This window comes from Romboutsia sp. 1001713B170131_170501_G6 (genome assembly GCF_015668195.1).
Classification (GTDB): domain Bacteria; phylum Bacillota; class Clostridia; order Peptostreptococcales; family Peptostreptococcaceae; genus Romboutsia_C.
In genome coordinates this window covers 1-22414 of sequence record NZ_JADPFC010000002.1, presented here as the reverse complement: position 1 = coordinate 22414, position 22414 = coordinate 1, and the positions used below count along the sequence as shown (strand labels likewise).

Genomic DNA, 22414 nt, shown 5'->3' with positions numbered 1-22414 from the left:
ATATTTGGGAATAAATGGAATATATTATTAAAATTTGAAATGAAAGGAGGTAAAATATGTGTCTAATCAGCTTATAGTAATGAGGACTGAAAAAAAATATGAGATTTCACATTTTACAGTTTTAAAATTAAAGAATATGCTACAAGCTTCTTTGAAAGAGGATAAATTCAATAATATTGATGGATATTTAGTTAGATCTTTATATTTTGATACAGTATATGATAATGATTACTGGGATAAAGAAAATGGACTTGAAAATAGAAGAAAGATAAGATTAAGGACTTATAATCCTGCATCTGAAAAACTTAAATTAGAGTTGAAAGAAAAAAAGGGAGAAAATCAAATCAAGCGTTCTTTAATTATAGACAAATGTAGTTCAAAAAGACTCATAAATGGAGATTACAGTGTTTTAAGAGAGATAGATACTGAATTTTCCAATGAATTATTTTATATCATGCAAACTAATTTATATAGGCCTAAGTGTATTGTTGAATATAATAGGTTAGCGTATATGGTTCCTGAAAATAACATACGTATAACAATAGATACGAATATAAAGTCAACAGAATCAAGCTACGATATATTTTCTACTTCATTAGGTCTATATAATGTTACAGAGCAAAATGTATTAGAAGTAAAATACAACAATTTTTTATTAAGTTATGTAAAAGACATTATAGATATAGCTGATAAGTCAGAAATATCAGCGAGTAAATACTGTATTTCTAGAAGTATTAGTTATATTTAGGGGAGGATTTATGAAAGAAACATTATTAAAGTATTTACAAGAAAACAATGGAGTAGTACCAATAGAACAAGTTGGTATGAATTTTTTAGTGGCAATTATATTAAGTATAGTTATTTATCTATCGTATAGATATTCACACTCAAGAGCAGTATATAGTGCTAGATTTAATGTATCTTTGGTTATGCTTACAATTATAACTACTATGGTTATGGGGGTTATAGGCAATAACATAGCTTTATCACTTGGTATGGTAGGGGCATTGTCTATAGTACGTTTTAGAACTGCTATAAAAGACCCAAGAGATACTGTTTATATATTTTGGTGTATTGTTGTAGGGATATGTTGCGGAGTATCTGAATATGTAATACCATCTATGGGAAGCGGAATTATATTCTTATTCCTTCTTATATTTGGTTATGTTAAGTCAAATGATAGATTTTTACTTATAATTCACGCAAAAAATGATGCTGAGGAAGATATAGAAAAAAAAGTATTAATTGCTTATGATGGAAAGGCTAATATGAGAGTAAAAAATACTACATCTAGTAGGATAGAGTATATATATGAGTTATCACAAAAACTCATAGAAATATCTAATAAAAAAGGAATTAATATTACTAAAGGGCTTTATGAAATAGATGGTGTAGACGCTGTAAATTTAGTATGCCAAAATGAGGATATTAATCGATGAAGCTAGATAAATTATCTAAAAGAAGTATAGCACTTATATTTGGAGTGGTATTAATATTAGGATCTTTATTATATGGAAAATTTCTTGAAAATAATATATCAAATAGATATCACCATCATAAAATGGATAATGTAGATGAAAAAACTAATTATGATATGGTCAATAAAGACAATACTATAAAAGATAATTTTAGTACTAATTTACCATTAGTTATAATTGATACTAATGGAGAAAAACCAAAGCCAGATAGTAGGTGGGATGATGAGAAGGGTTACTATGTTCCAATAAACCATGATGCATATGTAAAAGGAAAAATATCTATTATTAATAATAAAGAAAAGATAAATCATATAAATGATAAGCCTTCGATAAAGTCAGATATGCGTATTAAACTAAGAGGAAATACATCTTTAACATTTGATAAAAAACAGTATCTTATGAAATTTATAAATTCAGATGGAAGTAACAATAAAGAAGATGTATTAGGTATGGGAAAAGATCATGAATGGATTTTAAACATTTCATTTATAGATAAGTCTTTACTTAGAAACTATATTGGATTAAATATTGCTGGTGAGATAATGCCATACACTCCTGATGTAAGATATTGTGAAGTAGTTATGAAAGATGGAGAAAAATATACATATGAAGGTGTATACCTTTTAATGGAGAATATAAAACAAGGTGAAGATAGAGTCAACATATCAGATTATGATAAAAATAAGACAATTTCATCATATCTTTTAAGAAGAGATAGATATGATGAAACAGGTGTTATACTAGAGAATTATGGAATGAAGAATAAATTAACTACAGGATATTTGGATGTAAAGTATCCATCTAAAAAAGATATAACTGATAATACTATAAATTACATAACAAAAGATATTAATAACATTGAAAAGTCTCTATTTTCATATAAACCAGAGGAGTTTTATAAATATAGGGATTATATAGATGAAGAATCATTTATAGACTATTTTATTATTAATGAATTTTTTGCAAATTATGATGCAGGGTACCATTCAACATATATGTATAAAGATGTTAATGAGAAGTTAAAAATTGGACCTGTTTGGGATTTTGATATGATGCTAGATAATAGTAAAAGATATGAACTAAAAAAAAATTCAACAGCAATGCATGATACGCCTTGGTTTAGGCAACTACTTAGAAGTAGTGATTTTACAAAAAAACTAATAGAACGATATCATGAACTTCGAAAAAAAGTTTTATCAGAAGAGAATTTATTAAAATACATAGATGAAACCATAGCATTTATAGGACCAGCACAAATGAGAGACTGGAATAGATGGGGATACTTTTATAAAGGAAAATACCTATTTGATTCAGTAGATAAAGAAGGAAATATAATAGATAGAAATACAAAAACATATATAGAAGAAATAGAAAAGATGAAAAATATTTTAATCGAACATGGAAGATGGTTAGATGAAAATATAGACTCGCTTTATCAATTTAGTGAAAAAGGCTTAGAAGAAAATACAAAAATTACAACACAAAAGGTAAGTGATTTTATATTTGGAAAAAAAGGTAAAATAGCAACATCCACAATTTTATCCGTAATATTTATAGGTGTGTTTATAATATCTATTATATTAGTTGAAAGATACTAACAAATAGGGGGGAGTTATGAAAAAAAGTACCAAACTAAAAAGAAAAATATTATTAGTAGGAGCAGGTGTGTCATCCTTAATATATATAGGATGGCGTATGTTTTTTACAATTCCCGTAGACTATGGTTTAATATCTTTTATAGCGGGATTATTATTAGTTACATCTGAAGCTGTTGGAATTATTGAAGCTTTCTCACACTACAGAAACTTAAGCTCAGATAAATGCCCAGAAAAACCAGATATACCAAATTATTGGTATCCGCATGTAGATGTATTTATAGCCACTCACAGTGAGTCGACAGAACTTTTATATAAGACGATAAATGGATGTATACATATGGACTATCCAGACAAAAGTAAAGTTCATGTATATATATGTGATGATAGTGATAGATTAGAAATGAAGCTTTTAGCGAAAAAAATGGGAATAGGATATATAGGAATAAAGCCAGAAGATAATAAGCATGCCAAAGCTGGAAATATAAATAATGCATTATCAAAAACAGACTCTCCGCTTATAGTAACTTTTGATGCTGATATGATTCCAAGAAGTGATTTTTTAATGGAAACTATTCCTTACTTTTACTTACCACTAATGAAAAAAGATGAAAATAAAAATTGGGTAAAGCGTGAAAAAGATGAAATAGATAAAGACTATAAGATAGGGTTTATACAAACACCACAAAGTTTTTATAATCCAGATTTATTTCAATATAATTTATTCGCAGAACAAAATATACCAAATGAACAAGACTATTTCTTTAAGGAAGTAAATGTAGGTAGAAACCGTACAAATTCACCAATATATGCAGGGTCAAATACTGTTATCTCAAGACAAGCCCTTGAAGAGGCTGGAGGGATAACTGTAGGAACTATAACCGAAGATTTTGCAACGGGTATGAAAATACAAGCTAATGGGTATAGATGTTATGCAATACCTAAAGTGTTAGCAAATGGCCTTGCTCCGACAGATTTCAAAAGTCTTTTAAAACAACGTCAAAGATGGGGACGTGGGTGTGTACAAACTCTAAGGAGTTTTAAATTTTTATTTAGTAACTTACCTATAAGATCTAAGTTAAGCTATATAACATGTCTTTTATATTGGGGAACATTTTTTAGACGTTTTGTATATATAATATCACCAATACTTTATACAGTATTTGGTCTTGTAGTAGTAGAATGTTCCTTTAAAGAACTTTTATTTATATGGATGCCTTCTTATATACTTTATAATTGTGCACTTAGAGTATTATCAGGTAATATTAGAAATCAAAAATGGAGTAATATTGTAGATACTATAATATTTCCGTATATGATTATACCTATATTTTTAGAGACTATAGGTATAAAGCTTAAGAAATTTGCTGTAACGCCTAAAAATAGAGTTTCATCTAAAAATACTGAGATACATTATGCAATACCACATATTATTTTAATAATAGCGACACTTATAGGGCTAATTTTCAGCATTGAAGAAATCATTAAATATAAAGCTATAGGTGGTCTTGTATTAGTATATTGGTCTATAATGAATCTATATTTTTTAATAATGTCTGTGTTTTTTATGTGTAGTCGTGTAAATTATAGAAATGAAGAAAGATACTACACTAAACTTAATGCAGAGATACATACTAAAAATAATATTTTAAAAGGTGTTACTTCAGATATATCAGAAGGGGGTATGGCAATAATATTAGATACACCAGAGTATATACCATATGATGAAGATATAGATATACGTATATATTATTTAGGATATAAGGCATCTGTTAAAGGTAGTATTGCTCATGTAGCTAATGTTAAAGATAAATGGAAATACAGTGTTAAGATAAACCATATAGATGAAAAAAATAAGAGAGAGTATTATCAGATAGTTTATGATAGGGATCATACACTACCTACAAAAATGAAATCAAACACAATAAAAGAATTATTTAATAACACTGTAAAAAGGGTTAAAAGTACAACATTTTCAAATAGGAAGCTTCCTAGAATACCACTTGGAGTTTTTGTTAGAACAAGTGAAGGGCAAAGTGTTGAAATCATTAACTTTAACTATGAGTATATATTGATTAGAAATAACAATTATAACCAAGATATTATGGATATAAACCTTAGTGAAGATTTAATACTTAAGTGTAAAATACAGAGTGTAAATGAAGATAATGGAAATAGATTGTACCATATAGAAAATTGGAAAGAGATATCTAATAATATAGAGTTAAAAGCTATATTACTAGGGTGGATAAATAAAACAGAAAAAACTACAACATATAAAGAAGAAGTTGCCAATGTATAAATATAAAGAGGAGTTGAATAACAATAAAGAATAATAAGGGAATATATTTATTAATATTATTGTTAATTTTATGTATATTAAGTATATTATTAAATTTAAAATTTATAGTGAATAAGGATAAGGACGAATATAATCTTGGTGTGAGTGAAAATGGAAAGCTTTCTGTAAAAGATGGCCAGTTAGTAAATGAAGATGGAAAAATAATGAGATTAAAAGGTATGAGTAGTCATGGGCTTATGTGGTATCCAGAATATACTAATTATAGATCTCTAAAAACTATAAGAGATTATGGGGCTAATGTATTTAGAATAGCTATGTACACAGAACAAAATAAAGGATATATATATAACTCTAAAGAGTCTAAAAAAATACTTCTTAATACAATAGAAAATGTATTAGGAGCAGATATGTATGCTATAGTAGATTGGCATACTTTAAAAGATAAAGACCCAAATGAAAATATAGAAAAAGCAAAGGAATTCTTTGATGATATTTCTAGAAGATACAAAGATGAACCTGGAGTTATATATGAAATATTTAACGAACCAAGTGGAGAAACAAGTTGGCAAGATATTAAAGACTATGCAAATATAATAATACCTATAATAAGAAAGAATTCACCTGATGCAATTATACTTGTTGGCACGCCAAATTATTGTGTAGACCTTAAAAGTCCTATAAATGATCCTTTAGAATACGATAATATAATGTATACATATCATTTATACACAGGAAGTTGTGAAGGCGGTTATAAGTATTTAATAGAAGAAGCTATAAAAAATAATATAGCTGTATTTGTTTCGGAATGGGGATTAAGCCCAGAAAAAGGCACAAATAATATAGATTTTAATAAAGCTACAGAGTTTTTAGATTACTTGAAAAAAAATAATATAAGTTGGGTAAACTGGTCATTAAGTAATAAAGATGAGCCATATTCAGCTATAGATCCAAATGTTGAAAAGCTAAGTGGATGGAATTTAAATGATTTAACGGAGAGTGGAAAATTTATATTTGATTCATTATCAAAAAAATAAGATACCTATCTAAGATAGGTATCTTATTTTTTTATTAAATAGATATATGCTATATTTGTTTTAATTAAATACTATGAGGTTATTGAAGAATCTAATAGAACTAACAAAGTAATATTTAGAATATTAATATAAATTTGTAGATTATATAAAGATTTTGATATATATTAAAATATATAAGTAAATATTGGGGGAATAAAAAATGATAGATATACATTGTCACATATTACCTGGAGTGGATGATGGAGCTAAGAATCTTGAAGAAGCTTTAGAAATGGCAAAAATAGCTCAGTCTGAAGGTATAAAAACTATAATAAATACATCACATTATCATCCATCGTTTGAAGATTATATAATGGGAGATAAACTTTTAGATATAGCCGCAGATTTTAATAATGAATTAATAAAAAATAATATAGATATAAATGTGCTAGTTGGAAATGAAATATATTACAATGAAAATATATTAGAATATATAGATAAAAAAGAATTTAAAAGTATAAATAATAGTAAATATGTATTAATTGAATTCTCTCCTAGCAATTTTCCTAAAAACCTAAGTGATGTTATATTTGAGTTTAAAATAAGGAAGTATATACCAATACTTGCACATGTAGAAAGGTATAGGGAAATACAAAAAAATTATAGTATTTTAAAAGATGCTATAAATGAAGGGGCACTTATTCAAATAAATAGTTCAAGTGTATTAAAAAAAGGTTCTAAGTCATTTGAAGTTTGCAAATATTTATTAGATCGTAATTTAGTACAGTTTATAGCTAGTGATGCACATGATAAAGAAATAAGAAAACCATATATAAAAGAAACTTTTACATATATAAGTAAATACTACGGTGAAGATAGAGCTAAAATATTACTAATAGAAAATCCATTAAAAATAATAAATGATGAAGAGATTTCATTTAAAGAAATAGATGTAAAAAATAGAAAAAAAGTAGGATTTATAAAAAAAATATTTAATAGAAAATAAATAATTTTTTATGTATTAAATGAAATAATACTTAAGAGTATATTATTTAAAAAACACTCATACATATTATTAAGACTTTAATATCTTAATAAGGAGAATTATCTATGAAGTTTGAAGAATTACTCACTGAGCTTTATCCAATAAATGATAAGAATAATAAGATAAGAAAATTTATAAAAGATAATTTTACAAAAGAGTTGCTAATACTTTACATAACGGAATTAGCAATATATATGATAACATCTTTAAAAGTATCTAGTGCTAGTATTATAGAAAAAGTAGTGTATGACCAAAGTATACTTTGCTTATCTGAGAAATTAAAAGAAGAAAAAGAAGGCTTATATAAAGATGACATAGAATTTAAGCTAGAAGAAGATAAAGAAGTAATAGGAGTTTATTTCTTAAAAGCTAATGGAGAAGTTATAGCAATAGTTAAGGAAGATATAGAATTATATGATGAATTAGAAAAATTTTTATTAAATTAAATGAGTAGCATTAATGCTACTCATTTTTATTTTTTACGCTTAAGGAAATTATGATACTTTAAAGGCTATGGATAAATATTGAAGTTAAGTAATACCAATTAGTTTGCAGAGCGTAAAAAAGATATTTTGAGCAACGGACGAAGTCGTTGGCGACATGAAGTGTAGCGCCAACGCAGTGGCTTAAGCGAAGCGAATTTTTTATAGAAATAGTGATTATTTAAATAATATAAAAAAGCTAGATAATAAAATTAACTAGCTAGCTTTAAATGTATTTCTATATTCAATAGGTGTTACACCATTTAGTTTTTTAAAGAGAGTTGTATAGTAGTTGTGATTATTATATCCAACCAATAAAGCAACATCTAATATGGTAAAGTTTTTATTGTGCAAAAACTCCTTGCTTTTTTCTATCCTAAATTTATTTAAAAAATTAGTAAAAGTATATCCAGTTTCTTTTTTAAATATAGAGCAAAAATAGCTTTTATTAATGCTTAGATAACTGCAAACATCATCCATATTAGTAGAAGCGTAATTTCTATGTATATAATCAATACTATCTTTAATGTATGGATTAAACTTATTATTTTTATTGATTTTATCTTTTATAATACTTTTTAGCATAGTTAATATGTAACTAATACAAGAATAAGGTTTAAATGGAATATTTAACTCGCTACATATATATTTTGACTTAAATGGTCCAACTATAAAGTATCCATTAAACCTAGTATCCATTAAAGGTGTTACTATAAAGTGTATATTTTCAAAATATGTAAGGTTGATACTTGAAATAGTACTTTCTTTTAAATTATTATATATGTTTGTTTTTTCTAATACCAAATCAATATCCTTTGAAAATCCCATTTTATAAATAGGGATAAACTTTTCGTTGACAAACTGTATGGGAATATCTAGACAGTCATAAAAATCTTTCAATATACTTTCTAAATTATTCATAATCTCCTCCAAAAATTGATTAAAACTATTAATATAATCAAATTATTTTAAATTTAAAATTTATAATTGAAATCATTTTAAACTGAAAATATTTATAAAAATAGTAAATATAATTAAAGAACTATATAGATTTTTATAATATACTTAAAGAGTAAATGATAATCAATATCATCAATATTATCTATTAAAATGAGGAGAAAGTCAATGAGAAAAATAGCTATATATGGTAAAGGAGGCATAGGTAAATCTACGACAACGTCGAATTTATCAGCGGCCCTTTCACAATTAGGATATAAGGTAATGCAAATAGGGTGTGACCCAAAAGCAGATTCAACTAAAAATCTAATGAAAGGAAAGTTTATACCTACAGTATTAGATGTAATGAATGAAAAAGGTGATGATATAGACCTTAAAGATATTGTATTTGAAGGATATAATGGAGTGCTTTGTGTTGAAGCCGGAGGACCAACTCCTGGTGTTGGATGTGCTGGTAGAGGTATAATAGCAGCTTTTGAAAAGTTAGAAGAATTAGAGGCTTTTGAAATTTATAAGCCAGATATAGTCATATACGACGTACTTGGAGATGTTGTATGTGGAGGATTTTCAATGCCAATAAGAAATGGATACGCTAAGGATGTTTATATAGTAACATCTGGTGAGATGATGTCTATGTATGCAGCAAGTAATATATCTACAGCAGTTAATCAATTTAAAAGTAGAGGATATGCATCATTAAAAGGTATTATATTAAATGCTAAAAATGTAGATGGTGAAGTTGAATTAGTAGAAAATTTATGTAATGAAATAAATAGTAATGTTTTTCACTATATACCTAGAAATCAAATAGTTCAAATATCTGAAAATGATGGAAAAACAGTTATAGAAAAAGATAAAGAGAGCGAGATGTCAAGTATATATATGGATTTGGCTAGAAAAATAGTTAGTGAATAACTAGCCTGTAAAACAGCAATTTAGCTTATAAAAATAAACACATTAAATATAAAATTAAGACAAAATGGAGGAAATATTATGAAATTTAGAAAATTAGCATCAGTATTTTTAGTATCAGCATTATTTATAACAGGTTGCACTAATAATAGCAGTCAAAGTGAAAAAGAAAGTGATACAGCCGTTAAAGGTGCTCAAGTTGAGGAGTTAGACGTAGTAGCTGCGACAGTTTCAGCTACACAAGTATTAGATAAATTAGATGCAAAGGTTATAGGAATACCTACAACTAAAATGGAAATACCAGAAAAGTTTAAAGGATTACCAGAAGTAGGTCAAGCAATGAATCCTGATTTAGAAATAGTAGCATCACTAGAGCCTGATGTATTTGTAATGGATAGTATGTTTAAAGAAAATGTAAAAGATAGTATGAAAGAGTATGATTTAAATACTTTCTACTTTAATACAGGAACATATACAGAATTTGTAAAAAGTATTGAAGAGTTAGGAAAAAAAATAAATAAAGAAGAAGAAGCAACTAAAGTAATAAAGGAATTAAAAGAAGTTGAAAAAGAAGCTACAGCTAATAAAAGTGAAAAAGCACCAACAGTAGCAATAATATTTGGTGGTGGTGAAAACTTCATGTTAGCTACAGAAACTTCTTACTTAGGGGATTTAGCAAAAACTGTTGGAGCAGAAAATATAACTAATAAATTAGAGGGAGATATGAGTTCACCTTATGTTCAATTTAGTTTAGAGCAAATAATAAAAGAAAATCCTGATTATATACTTAGATTTGCACATGGAAATATAGAAGAAACTAAAAAATCTTTTGATGATGCTTTTGATAAAAATCCAGCATACAAAGAGTTAGATGCATATAAAAATGGAAAAGTAATAGATTTAGACCCTGCTATATTTAATGTATCTGCAAACCTACAAGTAAAAGAAGCTATAAAAACTTTAGGAAACACATTATACGGTAACTAGGTATGAAGCTAAATAAAAAATATTTAACTATAGGTATAAGTTTTATAATGTTAGCAGTACTTTTAGTACTGCTTTCTACTATAGGTAGTGTAGATTTAAGTTTTAATGAAATAATTAAAGCTCTTATAAATGATGATAATAAAGTAGTAACTACTATTGTCTATAAAATGAGGCTACCAAGAAATATACTAGCAGCATTAGTTGGAGCAAATTTAGCAGTAGCAGGGATATTACTTCAATCAGTTATGAAAAATCCACTAGCAGACCCTGGTATAACAGGAGTATCAACAGGTGCTAGTGTAGCTGCTATTATAATACTTTTATTAGCTCCAAAGTATACGAATATACTACCTATAGTTGCATTTGTAGGTGGTGCTATAGCATGTATATTAGTATTTTTAATGGCTTATAAAAATGGAATAAAGCCAGGAAGAATAGTATTAGCAGGGGTTGCTGTAAATACTATACTAGGTGGGATAATATCATTTTTATCAACAATGTATAGTGATAGGATACAAAGTGCTATGCTTTGGTTAAATGGAAGCTTAGCTACTAAGACTTGGGTAGATGTTAATATGTTATTTGGATATTCTATAATAGCACTTATAGTATCACTACTTCTTATAAGAAGTGCTAATGTTTTACAACTTGGAGATGAAGCAGCAACAAATCTTGGATTTAATGTTAACTTAACTAGACTATTAATTTCAGGTGTAGCAGTATTTTTAGCTGCTATATCAACATCAGTTGTAGGAGTTATAAGCTTTGTTGGACTTATTGTTCCACATATTTCTAGAATGATTATGGGAAGTGATCATAAATATACTATACCTTTTAGTATGGTACTAGGAAGTATAGTATTATTAGTTGCAGATACTTTAGGAAGAACTATAGGTGGAGCTATAGAAATACCAGTTGGAGTTATTATGTCTATAGTTGGAGGTCCGTTTTTCTTATACTTACTAAGAAAGAGAGGAGATTATTAATGATAAGTGCTAGTAATTTAAAAGTTGGATATGAAGATAAAGTTATAATAAAAAATTTAAACTTAGAAATAAATAAAGGAGAAGTTGTATCCATAATAGGTCCAAATGGATGTGGAAAATCAACTTTATTAAAGAGTTTATCTAGGATGATAAAACCTTTAAGTGGAGAAGTTTTTTTAGAAGGGAAAAAAATAAAAGACTTAAAGGGAAAATTAATAGCTCAAAAGGTGTGCTTATTATCTCAACACAACAATGCACCTATGGATTTAACAGTTGAAGAACTTGTTTATTTTGGAAGAATCCCTCACAAAAAATGGTTTGAAACTAAGACAAATAATGATAAAGAAATAGTAGATTGGGCAATAGAAAATACAGGCCTTAGTAAATATAAAAATACTCCAATAGGGGCATTATCTGGAGGAGAAAGACAAAGGGCCTATATTGCACAAGCGCTATGTCAAAAGCCAGATATACTACTTCTTGATGAGCCTACTACATATTTAGATATATCATATCAACTAGAGCTTATGGAGTTAGTTAGAGAAATAAATGAAAAGTTTAAAATAACAATAGTAATGGTACTACATGAGTTAAACCAGGCTAGTAAGTATAGCGATAGGCTTATAATTATGAAAGATGGTCAAATTATAAGTGATGGTAGACCAAATGATGTTGTAAATAAGGATGTTATAAAAAAAGTTTATAAAATAGAGTGTGATATAGATAATGATCCACAAAGTAATAAACCTAGAATACACCCTATAAAAACTATAAAGGCACAAAAACTAGTTTCTTAAAGCTAGTAATTTAAAATATGTCAGCAAATATAATAAAAAGTTAAAATTAAAATTTACATAATAAAAGGAGAAGTATGTATACTTTAGATATTTTAAATAGATTAGATGAAATAAATGAAGATAAAGATATAAAAAGCTTATCTCATGCAATATTTCCAGGGACACATTGTCCATTATTTGGGGTAGCCCTTACTGCAAGTTATATAAAAAATATGCCACTAGTTGTAGTAGGAACTAGTGAATGTACTTACTACACTAAAAACTTTGCATATCATAGACAAAAAGGAAATGATAGTGTTTATTCAGTAGTTTTAAAAGACAAAGATATAGTATTTGGTGGGCAAAAAAAGGTAGAAGAAGCTATAAAACAAATAATAGAAATAGAAGAACCTGATGCAATAATGATAGTAACAACTTGTGTACCAGAGCTTATAGGAGAAGATTATTCTTCAATAGAATATAGCTTAGATGGTGAAGTTGATGTACCTATATTTGTAGTAAACACAGAACATTTTAAGTGTAACTCTCATATACCAGGAATGTCTAGAAGCTTAAAAGCACTAAGTACTTGTATGAAAAAATCAAAAGAAAAAGAAGGAATTAACATACTAGGACATAGGCAAGAAAATGTTGAATCTACAGAACTTGTGAAACTATTAAAAAGCGAAGGAGTTAACATTAATACTGTGATACCATCAAAGTGCGATATAGAAGCTATAAAAAATGCATCAAAATCAAAGGTAAATATAGTAACAGATATGATAGCACTAGATTTAGCTAAAGCTATGAAGAAAAAGTTTGATATAGACTATATATACTTTGATAAGCATATGGATAAAAGTACAATATATAAAAACTACAAGAGATTAGAAGAATTATTAAATGTAGATTTATTAAATAAATTAGAAGATAAGATAAATGAATATGATGAGCTTTTTAGAAAGTGTAGTGATATTTTAAATGGAAAAAAACTTATATATGGAAATACACCTATGATGGCTTTTGAAACTGTAGACTTTTTAAGTGATTTAGGTATGATACCAGTGTTTGTACAAATTAGAGAGTTATATGAACAAGATATAAAGTACAAGGAAAATATATCTAAAAAAGGATATAACCCATACATAAGTAGAATAGCAAATATAGCACCACTTAGACATTTATATGAAACAATAGGAGCAGATGTATATATAGGTCATGAAAGCCCTATAATACTTAGAGAAAAAGGGTTAATGCAAATAACATTAGACTCTCATGCACAAAAAATAGGATATGAACTACCTATAGATATGATGAAAGACTTAATAAAATTATATGAATTAGAAACTAGCAAAATGGGAGGAATGATGTATGCAGGTATGTAAATATTTCCCCGTAGCAAATGATAGAATGGGAACAATCTGGACACTATCATCAATAAATAATGCATGTGTTATAGAATTTGGTCCAGCAGGAACAACACACTACTCAATAGAGGTAATAGGAAGCTTAAATGGAGAAGAAAGAGCAAAAATATATTCAACTCATATGGATCAAAGTGATGTTACATTTGGAAAGTACGATAGACTTGAAAATGCAATAATAGAATTAGATGAAAATATAAAGCCTAAATACATATTTGTAATGGCATCATCTATATCATCTATAATAGGTGCAGATATTAAAAGTGTATGTAGAGTACTTAAAGATAAAGTAAAAGCAAAATTAATACCTATAACTACAGGTGGGCTTAAGGACGACTACAACATAGGTGTTGAAAATACATTAGAGTTATTAGTAAAAGAAATAACTAAAGACAACACTAAAGATATAAATAAGTACAACATTATAGGATATAACATAGATAAATATAACTTCTTAAGTGATAGCTATGAATTAAAAAGAATTATGAAAGAGCTATTTAATAAAGACTTAAATACAATGTTTACTTGTGATACTTCTATAGAAGACATAGAAAACGCAGCAAAAGCATCTCTTAACATAGTAGTTAGAAAAGAAGGACTAAAAGCTGCTAAATATATGAAAGAAAAGTACAACATACCATATGTATATAAAAGTTTATATGGTCTTAAAAATACTATGGAATTTGTAGAAGCAGTAAATGAAATAGAAGGATATGAACTAGACAAAGAATTATACAACAAAGAAATAAGCTTTGTTAAAAATAATATGTTTAGTGTAAAGCGTAAGTTCTTCTTCTACAAAGAAAGTAAAAAATGTGCCATATTTGGAGATTATGATACTGTAGCTGGAATAAGTGATATGCTTAGTGAATTAAATTTAGATGTAGATAGAAAAGAAGTGCTACATAAAATAGACAGTGAAGAAGATTTAGTTTCTACAGGAAGTGAATTAGATAGAATGAAATATCTAAAAAATACACAACTTCTAGGATTATTTGGAGATGGACCAAGCTTAGACATGAAAAGCAACGCTAAGATTAAGTTACAAGTAAGTAATCCAAATTTAAGCAAAATAAATATATACCCATATACACCTTATATAGGATTTAGAGGATGTGTATATATGATAGAACATATACTTAACATAAATTTATAGACAGGAGAGAATTTCACATGGAAAATATAATAAACAACCAAAAAAGCTTAATGATAAGTTCATTAAATGAAAATAAATTACCAGAAATAAGTTATGCACCATTTGTTATGATAAATAAAGATATATACGTATACTTAAGTAGAGCAGCAAATCACTATTACAACTTAACAAATAATAAAAATTGTTCAGCTATGATAATAGAAGATGAAAAAGACTGTAAAACTATATTTGCAAGAAAAAGAGTATCATTTGAATGTGAAGCTACTAAATTAGAAAATGCAGATGAGGCTATATACAATAAGTTTGATGAAGTACATGATTCCTCTATGATGATGGTATTAAAAACTTTAGATTTTGATATATTTAAGTTAAATATAAAAAGAGGAAGATTAGTAAAAGGATTTGGTCAAGCTTTTGATGTGTATATAAAAAATGATGAATATGAATTAGTTCAAGTAACAGAAATAGAACATAAGAATAAATAGTAAAAAACACTTAGCATTATATAATGCTAAGTGTTTTATTTTATAACATTATAGGACTTACTTTGAGTATATAAAATATTTATGCTATAATTTAACATATATACAAAAAACAGGGGAGGAAATGTATGAAATTAAAGAAAAGTGTATATTTGTCGTTAGTAATAAGTGGATTAATGATGGGGAGTCTTTCTTATGCTAACTCAAATGAATATGAAACATATACAAAGCCAAATCCAAAATCTAATAGCCTATCTAATTATATGTCAGAAATGCCTACAGAAGTTAAACAGGATATAGAAGAACTTAATAATTTCAAGTACCTAAAAAACAAAACTAATTCAAACTATGAAGTAGCATTAGCTAACCAAGATGGAAAATATATATTTTATAAAGAAGCTAATACTTATGATGAAGCTGTAAATATAGCTAAAAATATACAAAGTGAGTACGCTAATGAAAATATAATACCATCAGTTATAAACAAAGAAGGTTTAGTAGTATATAGTACAAATTCTATAGGCCGTATTGTAAAATTGGGAGATGGTATATCTGAAAATTCTATAAACTATACTGTAAAGCTATACAAAAATGCAAATGATACTAATGAATACACATATATAAATCATGGATATATAGAAGATGTTCCTGTTATAGAAGAAACTGAAACTATGGCAAAGATAGAAGTTGCTGGATTTAGCGGATGGATTAAAAAGCAAGATGATAAAGGTACAAATATAGTAGTACTTCCTATAAATCAAGCTAAAAATTTAAGCTACTATAAAAGTGTAAATGGGAGGCTAAGCCATTATATAAGCTCGAATGTACAAGGAAATACAGGAACTTATAGAACAATAGGACAAGAACCTTCATTTATGAAAAATGAAGTACAGTACTATAGTTATGATGGAAATTATTTTTATGATGATATAAATAAACTTATAAGTGATGCAAAAGAAAATAATCATAACAATGCAGTAAATCCTAATGAGCCATACTATAACTACTATCAATATTTACCAGGTAGAAGTAAAAGTTCTTATGATGCTAATGATATAAATGAGTATTTTAAAGCTAAAACACCAAGTGACAGCGTTCTTAGAAATACAGGAAAATATTTTATAAAAGCTCAAAATAAATATGGGGTAAATGCATCAGTTATGGTTGGGATAGCTATGAATGAATCAGCTAAGGGAACATCTACTTTAGCTAAGCAAAAAAATAATATATTTGGAATAAATGCAAAAGATAGTAATCCTAATAATGCAAATTATTTTAAAAGTATTGAAAATTGTATAGATGAGTTTGCAAAAGAATGGATGTCTAATGAATATTTAAATCCAAATAGTTGGAAATATAATGGAAGCAATCTTGGTAATAAAGAAATTGGGTGTAATGTTAGATATGCATCAGATCCATATTGGTCAGAAAAGGCATCAAGTTATATGAATGAAATGGATGTAGAATTATCATCTAGAGATTTAGGTAATGACTATAATAGATATAAAATAGGAATGCTTAACAAATCATCAAATATAAATGATAAAAGTGGAAATAGATTATACACATCAGATAAAGGTAAAGTAGTTTTAATATCTGATGATAGAAATTCAAATATTGAAATAAATCCTGATAGAATAACTCCATCTAATGTAAGTAATCCTATACCAGGAAGTTATGACTATACATTTAAAGGATATGTAAACAAAAATGATGTAAATATTATAAATAATCAAAAGGATAAAGTAATACTAGATACTATAATAGGAAGTGACAGGTATGAAACAGCAGCTATGATATCTGATAACCAAAACTATACTAGTGCAATACTTGTCAATGGAGATAAAACATTAGCAGATGGGCTTAGTGCAAGTGGGTTATCAGGAATAACTAAATCACCAATACTTTTAACTAAAGTAGATTCTATGCCAGATGAAACAAAAATAAGACTAAATGGAGTTAATAAAGTATATTTAATAGGTGGAACTAGTGTTATATCACCAAAAATAGAAAGTGATTTAAAAGCACAAGGAAAAGAAGTTATAAGACTTTCTGGAAATAGCAGAGAAGAAACAAGCTATAAGGTTGCAAATGAAATAAAAAGAATAAATCCAAATATAGATAAAGTATTTTTAGTAAATGGGTATAAAGGTGAACCTGATGCTATGAGTGTATCTCCAATTGCAAGTCGTGATGGAGTACCAATAATACTAACAAATGGAAAAGATATACCATTTAACACTAATAACAAGGATACTTATGTTATAGGATCTAGTGTATCAATGAGTAACAATATAGTAAATAAAACAAAAGCAACTAGACTTGGAGGAAGTGATAGATTTGCTACTAACAAGCTAGTTATAGAAAAGTTTTATCCTAATACTAATGAGTTTTATTTATCAAAAGGATATACATTAGTAGATGCATTAACAGTATCTCCACTTGCTAAAAATTATCCTGTTGTATTAGTTCATAACAATACTGATAAATCAGTAATAAAAAATGCTACAAAGCTTATACAAGTAGGTGGTATGGACAAATCTATAGTTAATGAATGTATAAATGTAATAAAATAAATTATTAAAAAATAGAGTGTAAGATTAAAAAATCTTTCGCTCTATTTTTTTGTATATCTATTTATGATACATATTTATATTGTATGAATATAAAATTAATATATTATTTATACTAAGTACATATAAAGAAAGAAAGGATGTATTTTATGAAAACTACAATAATAGTAGCAAGTCCAAGTGAAAAATCTTTTAGTAAAAAAATCGTAGAAAAATTATCAAAAAAACTAATTGAAAACAAAGCAGAATATGAAATAATAGATTTGTATAAAGATAACTTTAATCCTGTAATGACTGAAAAAGAAGAAATGTTATATAATGAAGGTAAGACTGATGATGAATTAGTTAAAAAATATCAACAAAGTATAAGAGATAGTGATGAGATGATCTTAGTATTTCCAGTTTGGTTTAACAATGTACCTGCAATACTAAAAGGTTTTTTTGATAAAGTATTTATAAAAAACTTTGCATTTAGTGAAGAAGATAATAAAACAAAGGGGCTTTTAACTAATATAAAATCAGGTATGGTTATAACTACATCAGAATCAAATACAAGCTACCTAAAAGATAAATTAGATAACCCAATAGAAACAGTAATAATAAAAGGAACATTAGAAGTTTGTGGCATGGAAAATATGAAATACATAAATTTAAATGTAGAAGATAAAGAAAAAGAAGATTTATTTGAAAGCTACTTCAAATAATAAAAGTTATTTATATATTTATTTTAAAGTACAAAAAAGCTATCTATAAACAAGATAGCTTTTTTATTAAAGGGAAATTTATTTTTTAGAGGTTTTGTAACTATTTTACTTATTTAGCTTGGTTAACAAAATCGTCTAATGAAGATGCTGTTATTAAATCATCTCCTACGTATGCTGTAAACTCAGCACCACATTCACCTATACATTCATTTTCAACTTCTCTACCTAGTAAAGCATCTCTTAAATCATCTATACTCATTCCAGAACATGCTGAACAAACTCTTATCATAATCATATCCTCCTAATTTATATTTAAAATAATTTGAAATTATTATGTTTTATATATACACACTATTTAGAAATTTTAAACAAAAAAAATATAAAAATACCATTTTAATATAAAATATACTATAATTTATCATAGGAGAATGTCTAGCGGAGGGAAAATTATGTTAAATACAGAAGAATACTTGAAAATGATTTCTTACATTCCTATACCGTACCTATGTATAGAAATGGATGAAATAAATGAAATAAAAGTATTAGATATAAATAAAAAATTTAATGAATTAATAGGGGATAAGATAATTAAAGGAAATATTTATAGTATTAACAATATAGGATACAAGGAAGCTTTTCTAGAGATAGATAGGAATATAGAAAATGAAATTAAAAAAGTATATATAAAAGATATAAAGTCATTTTATGAAATAGAGATAATAAAAATATCAGAAAATAGATATGTAATATGGTTTAAAAGAAAAATTGATATAGATAAAAATATAAAAGAACTTATAAATGAATTAGGTGGCATTATATGGCTAAAAGATAGAGATGGCAGATATGTATACACAAATAGGAGTATAACAGAAGATAAACACACAACAATTGAAAATATAATAGGAAAAACAGATGAAGAGATATATCCAGAGGAAATAGCAAAATTATTCTCAAAAGGAGAGAAAAGTCTTCTTAAACAAAATAAAGAATTTGAACATGGGCTATTTTCTTTTGATGGAAAATTTTATAATGGATTTATAAAACTTATAAAAAATGAGAATAAAGAAATATTAGGAACTATAGGAATATGCTTAGATGTTATAGAAAGTATTGAATATAGTAATCAATTGTCAGCTATTAAAATGTTAAATTTAATTAGTGATAATATTCCAGATAGTATATTTTTAAAAGACAAACATGGAGTATTTAGACATTGTAATAAAGTATTTGCAGAAAATAGAAATATGACTAAAGAAGATATTATAGGAAAAACTGAAAAAGATATAAATACACCTTATGATAAAATAAAGAAATATGAAATAGAAGAAGAAAATATAATGAAAACTAAAAGTAAGTTTATATCTAATAATTCATCTATATCAGATGATGGAAGAGTTAGATATTTTGAAACTGTAAAGGTACCAATGTTAGATAGTAACAAAGTTGTATCTGGAGTACTTGGAATATCTCGAGATATATCTCATAGAAAAGAAGCAGAACTTGAATTTGAAAGCCTTAGAATGGAGTTTTTTGCTAATTTATCTCATGAATTTAAGACACCATTAAATCTTATATTTAGCTCTATACAGTTAATGGAAGCTATTGCAAAGCGAAATAATCATGATGAAGAATATAAAAAATATACAAATATAATAAGACAAAATAGCTATAGGTTATTAAAAATGGTAAATAATTTAATTGATAGTACAAGGCTAAATGCAGGATGTCTAGAATATAATCCACAAAATTATAATATAGTAGAGTTTATAGAAAATATATGTGATTCTGTACAAAGCTATGCAAAAGAAGAAGGGATAAAATTAATATTTGATACAAATGTAGAAGAAAAAATAATGGCATTTGACTTAGAAAAAATGGATAGAATTATATTAAACCTACTATCTAATGCAATAAAATACAATACAGAAAATGGAATTATACACGTAAAATTAGATATAGATGATAAAAATTTAAATATGAGTGTTAAAGATAGTGGAATAGGTATACCAAAGGATAAACTAGAAGATGTATTTACCTTATTTAAGCAGGTAAATAATAGAATAACAAAACCTAGTGAAGGAAGTGGTATAGGATTATCAATAGTTAAATCTTTAGTGGATTTACATGGAGGTACTATAAAAGTAGATAGTGAAGAAAAGGTAGGAAGTGAGTTTAAAATAGTTATACCAATAAGGTTATGTGAAGAAAAGCATGTAAGTAAGAATGTATTTAAATATAATAAATATGTAGAAAATATAGATATAGAGTTTTCTGATATATATACTTCTGTAAGATAGACATGTAGTAGAGTATGTATTAATTTTTATTAATTATAATTAAAAAATTAACTAAGTATTAATTTTATTTTCGTAGAATCTTTAGCTAAAATTCTGCGAAAATAAAATTTATTTATATTTTATAAAGAATTATATAGTATTATCATCATATAGTTGCTACAATAAAAGTGGGAGATTATTTTATTTTTGTCAATAATCTATAATTATGGCAAAATTTTATCTAACAGTCTTATAATTCTTTTAGTTTATATTATAAATTTACTAATATACTAATATACAACATTATAAAAAGTAACAAATTGGAGGAAATGATGATACTTTACGAAAAAAAATACAAAGAAACGGGTAAAGAATATGCATATAGAATATTAAAAGACAATATAATGTCTTTAGAACTAAAACCGGGAGAGCTACTTAGCGAGTCTGACTTATCAGAAAAACTAAATATATCAAGAACACCTATTAGAGAAGTTTTAATGAAATTAAAAAATGAGCATTTGATAGAGGTTAAACCCCAATCAGGTACTTATGTTTCTTTAATGGATAGTAAGATAATAGATGAAGCTATATTTATGAGATCTACTATAGAAAAAGAAGTTTTAAAAGAAGCTTGTGAATATTTTCCAGAGGATTTATTTATAGAATTAGAAAAAAATCTATTTGCACAAAAGCTATTATGTGATATAGAAGGAAAAGAAATAGAATTTCATAATTTAGATAAAAAATTTCATAGGTTAATATTTTTAGGATGTAATAAAATAAACATATGGGATAGTATAATGAACATAAGTACTCATTACAATAGAATGAGATTACTATCTGAAATGAAGACTAATAGAAGTAAAATAATAAGTCAACATGAAGAAATGCTAAACATAATAAAAAACAAAGAAGTAGATAAGATAGATGATTATATACAAAAACACATAGTATCACCAGCTAAAGAATGGAGAGAATTAATAAAAAACAATGATGATGTAAGTCTTTATTTTAAATAAGTATCTGTAATTACAGATACTTATTTTTTATATACTAAGAATATAATAAATTTAGTAAAAAATAATTATTTTATGTAGAAAATAAACGGAATATAAAATATTTTATAAAAAAATGAAAAAGATATTGTTTTCCTAGGTAGTATATGCTAGTATACAAGTATAGAAGATTAAAGGGGAGGCAATAACATGAAATTACCATTTAATGTTGATTTAAAAGATAAAGTAGTTGTAGTGACAGGTGGAACAG

The 22414-nt window shown here is 26.4% G+C and carries 20 protein-coding genes; 18 read left to right on the top strand and 2 right to left on the bottom strand.

Annotation, left to right across the window (positions count from 1 at the left end; all coding sequences use genetic code 11):
- The first annotated feature begins 58 nt into the window (after positions 1 to 58).
- The 7 genes from I4U89_RS05750 to I4U89_RS05720 all read left to right on the top strand — a co-directional run bounded on the left by I4U89_RS05750 (position 59) and on the right by I4U89_RS05720 (position 7879).
- Positions 59 to 748 (top strand): polyphosphate polymerase domain-containing protein, encoded by a 690-nt coding sequence (locus I4U89_RS05750; protein WP_207744137.1) that lies wholly within the window; start codon positions 59 to 61, stop codon positions 746 to 748.
- Between the two features lie 10 nt (positions 749 to 758).
- Complete coding sequence (locus I4U89_RS05745) at positions 759 to 1439, top strand: DUF4956 domain-containing protein (protein WP_195939292.1); 681 nt, start codon at positions 759 to 761, stop codon at positions 1437 to 1439.
- Complete coding sequence (locus I4U89_RS05740) at positions 1436 to 3076, top strand: CotH kinase family protein (RefSeq protein ID WP_195939290.1); 1641 nt, start codon at positions 1436 to 1438, stop codon at positions 3074 to 3076. The genes I4U89_RS05745 and I4U89_RS05740 overlap by 4 nt, the downstream gene beginning before the upstream one ends.
- A 16-nt stretch (positions 3077 to 3092) precedes the next feature.
- Positions 3093 to 5375, top strand: coding sequence for a glycosyltransferase family 2 protein (locus tag I4U89_RS05735; protein ID WP_195939288.1), 2283 nt, complete (start codon positions 3093 to 3095; stop codon positions 5373 to 5375).
- Between the two features lie 140 nt (positions 5376 to 5515).
- Positions 5516 to 6409: a glycoside hydrolase family 5 protein gene (locus I4U89_RS05730; RefSeq protein ID WP_195939286.1), complete on the top strand. Its 894-nt coding sequence runs from the start codon at positions 5516 to 5518 to the stop codon at positions 6407 to 6409.
- A 199-nt stretch (positions 6410 to 6608) separates the two neighbouring features.
- A complete protein-coding gene (locus I4U89_RS05725; protein WP_195939284.1) occupies positions 6609 to 7394 on the top strand; it encodes a tyrosine-protein phosphatase in 786 nt (261 codons plus the stop codon).
- A gap of 104 nt (positions 7395 to 7498) precedes the next feature.
- Entirely contained in the window at positions 7499 to 7879 is a 381-nt protein-coding gene (locus tag I4U89_RS05720) for a hypothetical protein (RefSeq protein ID WP_195939282.1), read from the top strand.
- Positions 7880 to 8131: 252 nt separating this feature from the next.
- On the opposite strand, the gene I4U89_RS15690 is transcribed toward I4U89_RS05720, so the two are convergent.
- Positions 8132 to 8836: a helix-turn-helix domain-containing protein gene (locus I4U89_RS15690; RefSeq protein WP_195939280.1), complete on the bottom strand. Its 705-nt coding sequence runs from the start codon at positions 8834 to 8836 to the stop codon at positions 8132 to 8134.
- 204 nt (positions 8837 to 9040) lie between these two features.
- Here I4U89_RS15690 and I4U89_RS05710 point away from each other — a divergent pair, with 204 nt between their 5' ends.
- The 9 genes from I4U89_RS05710 (at position 9041) to I4U89_RS05670 (ending at position 18872) form a co-directional block, all read left to right on the top strand.
- Positions 9041 to 9787: a nucleotide-binding protein gene (locus tag I4U89_RS05710; RefSeq protein WP_195939278.1), complete on the top strand. Its 747-nt coding sequence runs from the start codon at positions 9041 to 9043 to the stop codon at positions 9785 to 9787.
- A gap of 78 nt (positions 9788 to 9865) precedes the next feature.
- On the top strand, positions 9866 to 10771 hold the full coding sequence (locus I4U89_RS05705) for an ABC transporter substrate-binding protein (RefSeq protein WP_195939277.1): 906 nt from the start codon (positions 9866 to 9868) through the stop codon (positions 10769 to 10771).
- A 2-nt stretch (positions 10772 to 10773) separates the two neighbouring features.
- Positions 10774 to 11757 (top strand): FecCD family ABC transporter permease, encoded by a 984-nt coding sequence (locus tag I4U89_RS05700; protein ID WP_195939275.1) that lies wholly within the window; start codon positions 10774 to 10776, stop codon positions 11755 to 11757.
- Positions 11757 to 12554: an ABC transporter ATP-binding protein gene (locus tag I4U89_RS05695; RefSeq protein ID WP_195939273.1), complete on the top strand. Its 798-nt coding sequence runs from the start codon at positions 11757 to 11759 to the stop codon at positions 12552 to 12554. Before I4U89_RS05700 ends, I4U89_RS05695 begins: the two co-directional genes overlap by 1 nt.
- A gap of 74 nt (positions 12555 to 12628) precedes the next feature.
- Positions 12629 to 13918: a nitrogenase component 1 gene (locus I4U89_RS05690; RefSeq protein ID WP_195939271.1), complete on the top strand. Its 1290-nt coding sequence runs from the start codon at positions 12629 to 12631 to the stop codon at positions 13916 to 13918.
- Positions 13905 to 15113: a nitrogenase component 1 gene (locus I4U89_RS05685; RefSeq protein WP_195939269.1), complete on the top strand. Its 1209-nt coding sequence runs from the start codon at positions 13905 to 13907 to the stop codon at positions 15111 to 15113. The genes I4U89_RS05690 and I4U89_RS05685 overlap by 14 nt, the downstream gene beginning before the upstream one ends.
- Positions 15114 to 15130: 17 nt before the next feature.
- Positions 15131 to 15598 (top strand): HugZ family pyridoxamine 5'-phosphate oxidase, encoded by a 468-nt coding sequence (locus I4U89_RS05680; RefSeq protein WP_195939267.1) that lies wholly within the window; start codon positions 15131 to 15133, stop codon positions 15596 to 15598.
- 125 nt (positions 15599 to 15723) lie between these two features.
- Positions 15724 to 18171, top strand: a complete 2448-nt coding sequence (locus tag I4U89_RS05675; RefSeq protein WP_195939266.1) for a cell wall-binding repeat-containing protein — start codon at positions 15724 to 15726, stop codon at positions 18169 to 18171.
- 146 nt (positions 18172 to 18317) lie between these two features.
- On the top strand, positions 18318 to 18872 hold the full coding sequence (locus I4U89_RS05670) for an NAD(P)H-dependent oxidoreductase (RefSeq protein ID WP_195939264.1): 555 nt from the start codon (positions 18318 to 18320) through the stop codon (positions 18870 to 18872).
- Between the two features lie 109 nt (positions 18873 to 18981).
- Here I4U89_RS05670 and I4U89_RS05665 read toward each other — a convergent pair whose 3' ends face one another.
- Positions 18982 to 19161 carry a hypothetical protein gene (locus I4U89_RS05665; protein ID WP_195939262.1) on the bottom strand — a complete coding sequence of 60 codons (180 nt, stop codon included), beginning with the start codon at positions 19159 to 19161 and terminating at the stop codon, positions 18982 to 18984.
- Positions 19162 to 19321: 160 nt separating this feature from the next.
- Between I4U89_RS05665 and I4U89_RS05660 the strand changes: the two genes are divergently transcribed.
- Positions 19322 to 21169: a sensor histidine kinase gene (locus tag I4U89_RS05660; RefSeq protein ID WP_195939260.1), complete on the top strand. Its 1848-nt coding sequence runs from the start codon at positions 19322 to 19324 to the stop codon at positions 21167 to 21169.
- A gap of 311 nt (positions 21170 to 21480) precedes the next feature.
- Positions 21481 to 22167, top strand: a complete 687-nt coding sequence (locus tag I4U89_RS05655; protein WP_195939258.1) for a GntR family transcriptional regulator — start codon at positions 21481 to 21483, stop codon at positions 22165 to 22167.
- Positions 22168 to 22414 lie beyond the last annotated feature (247 nt).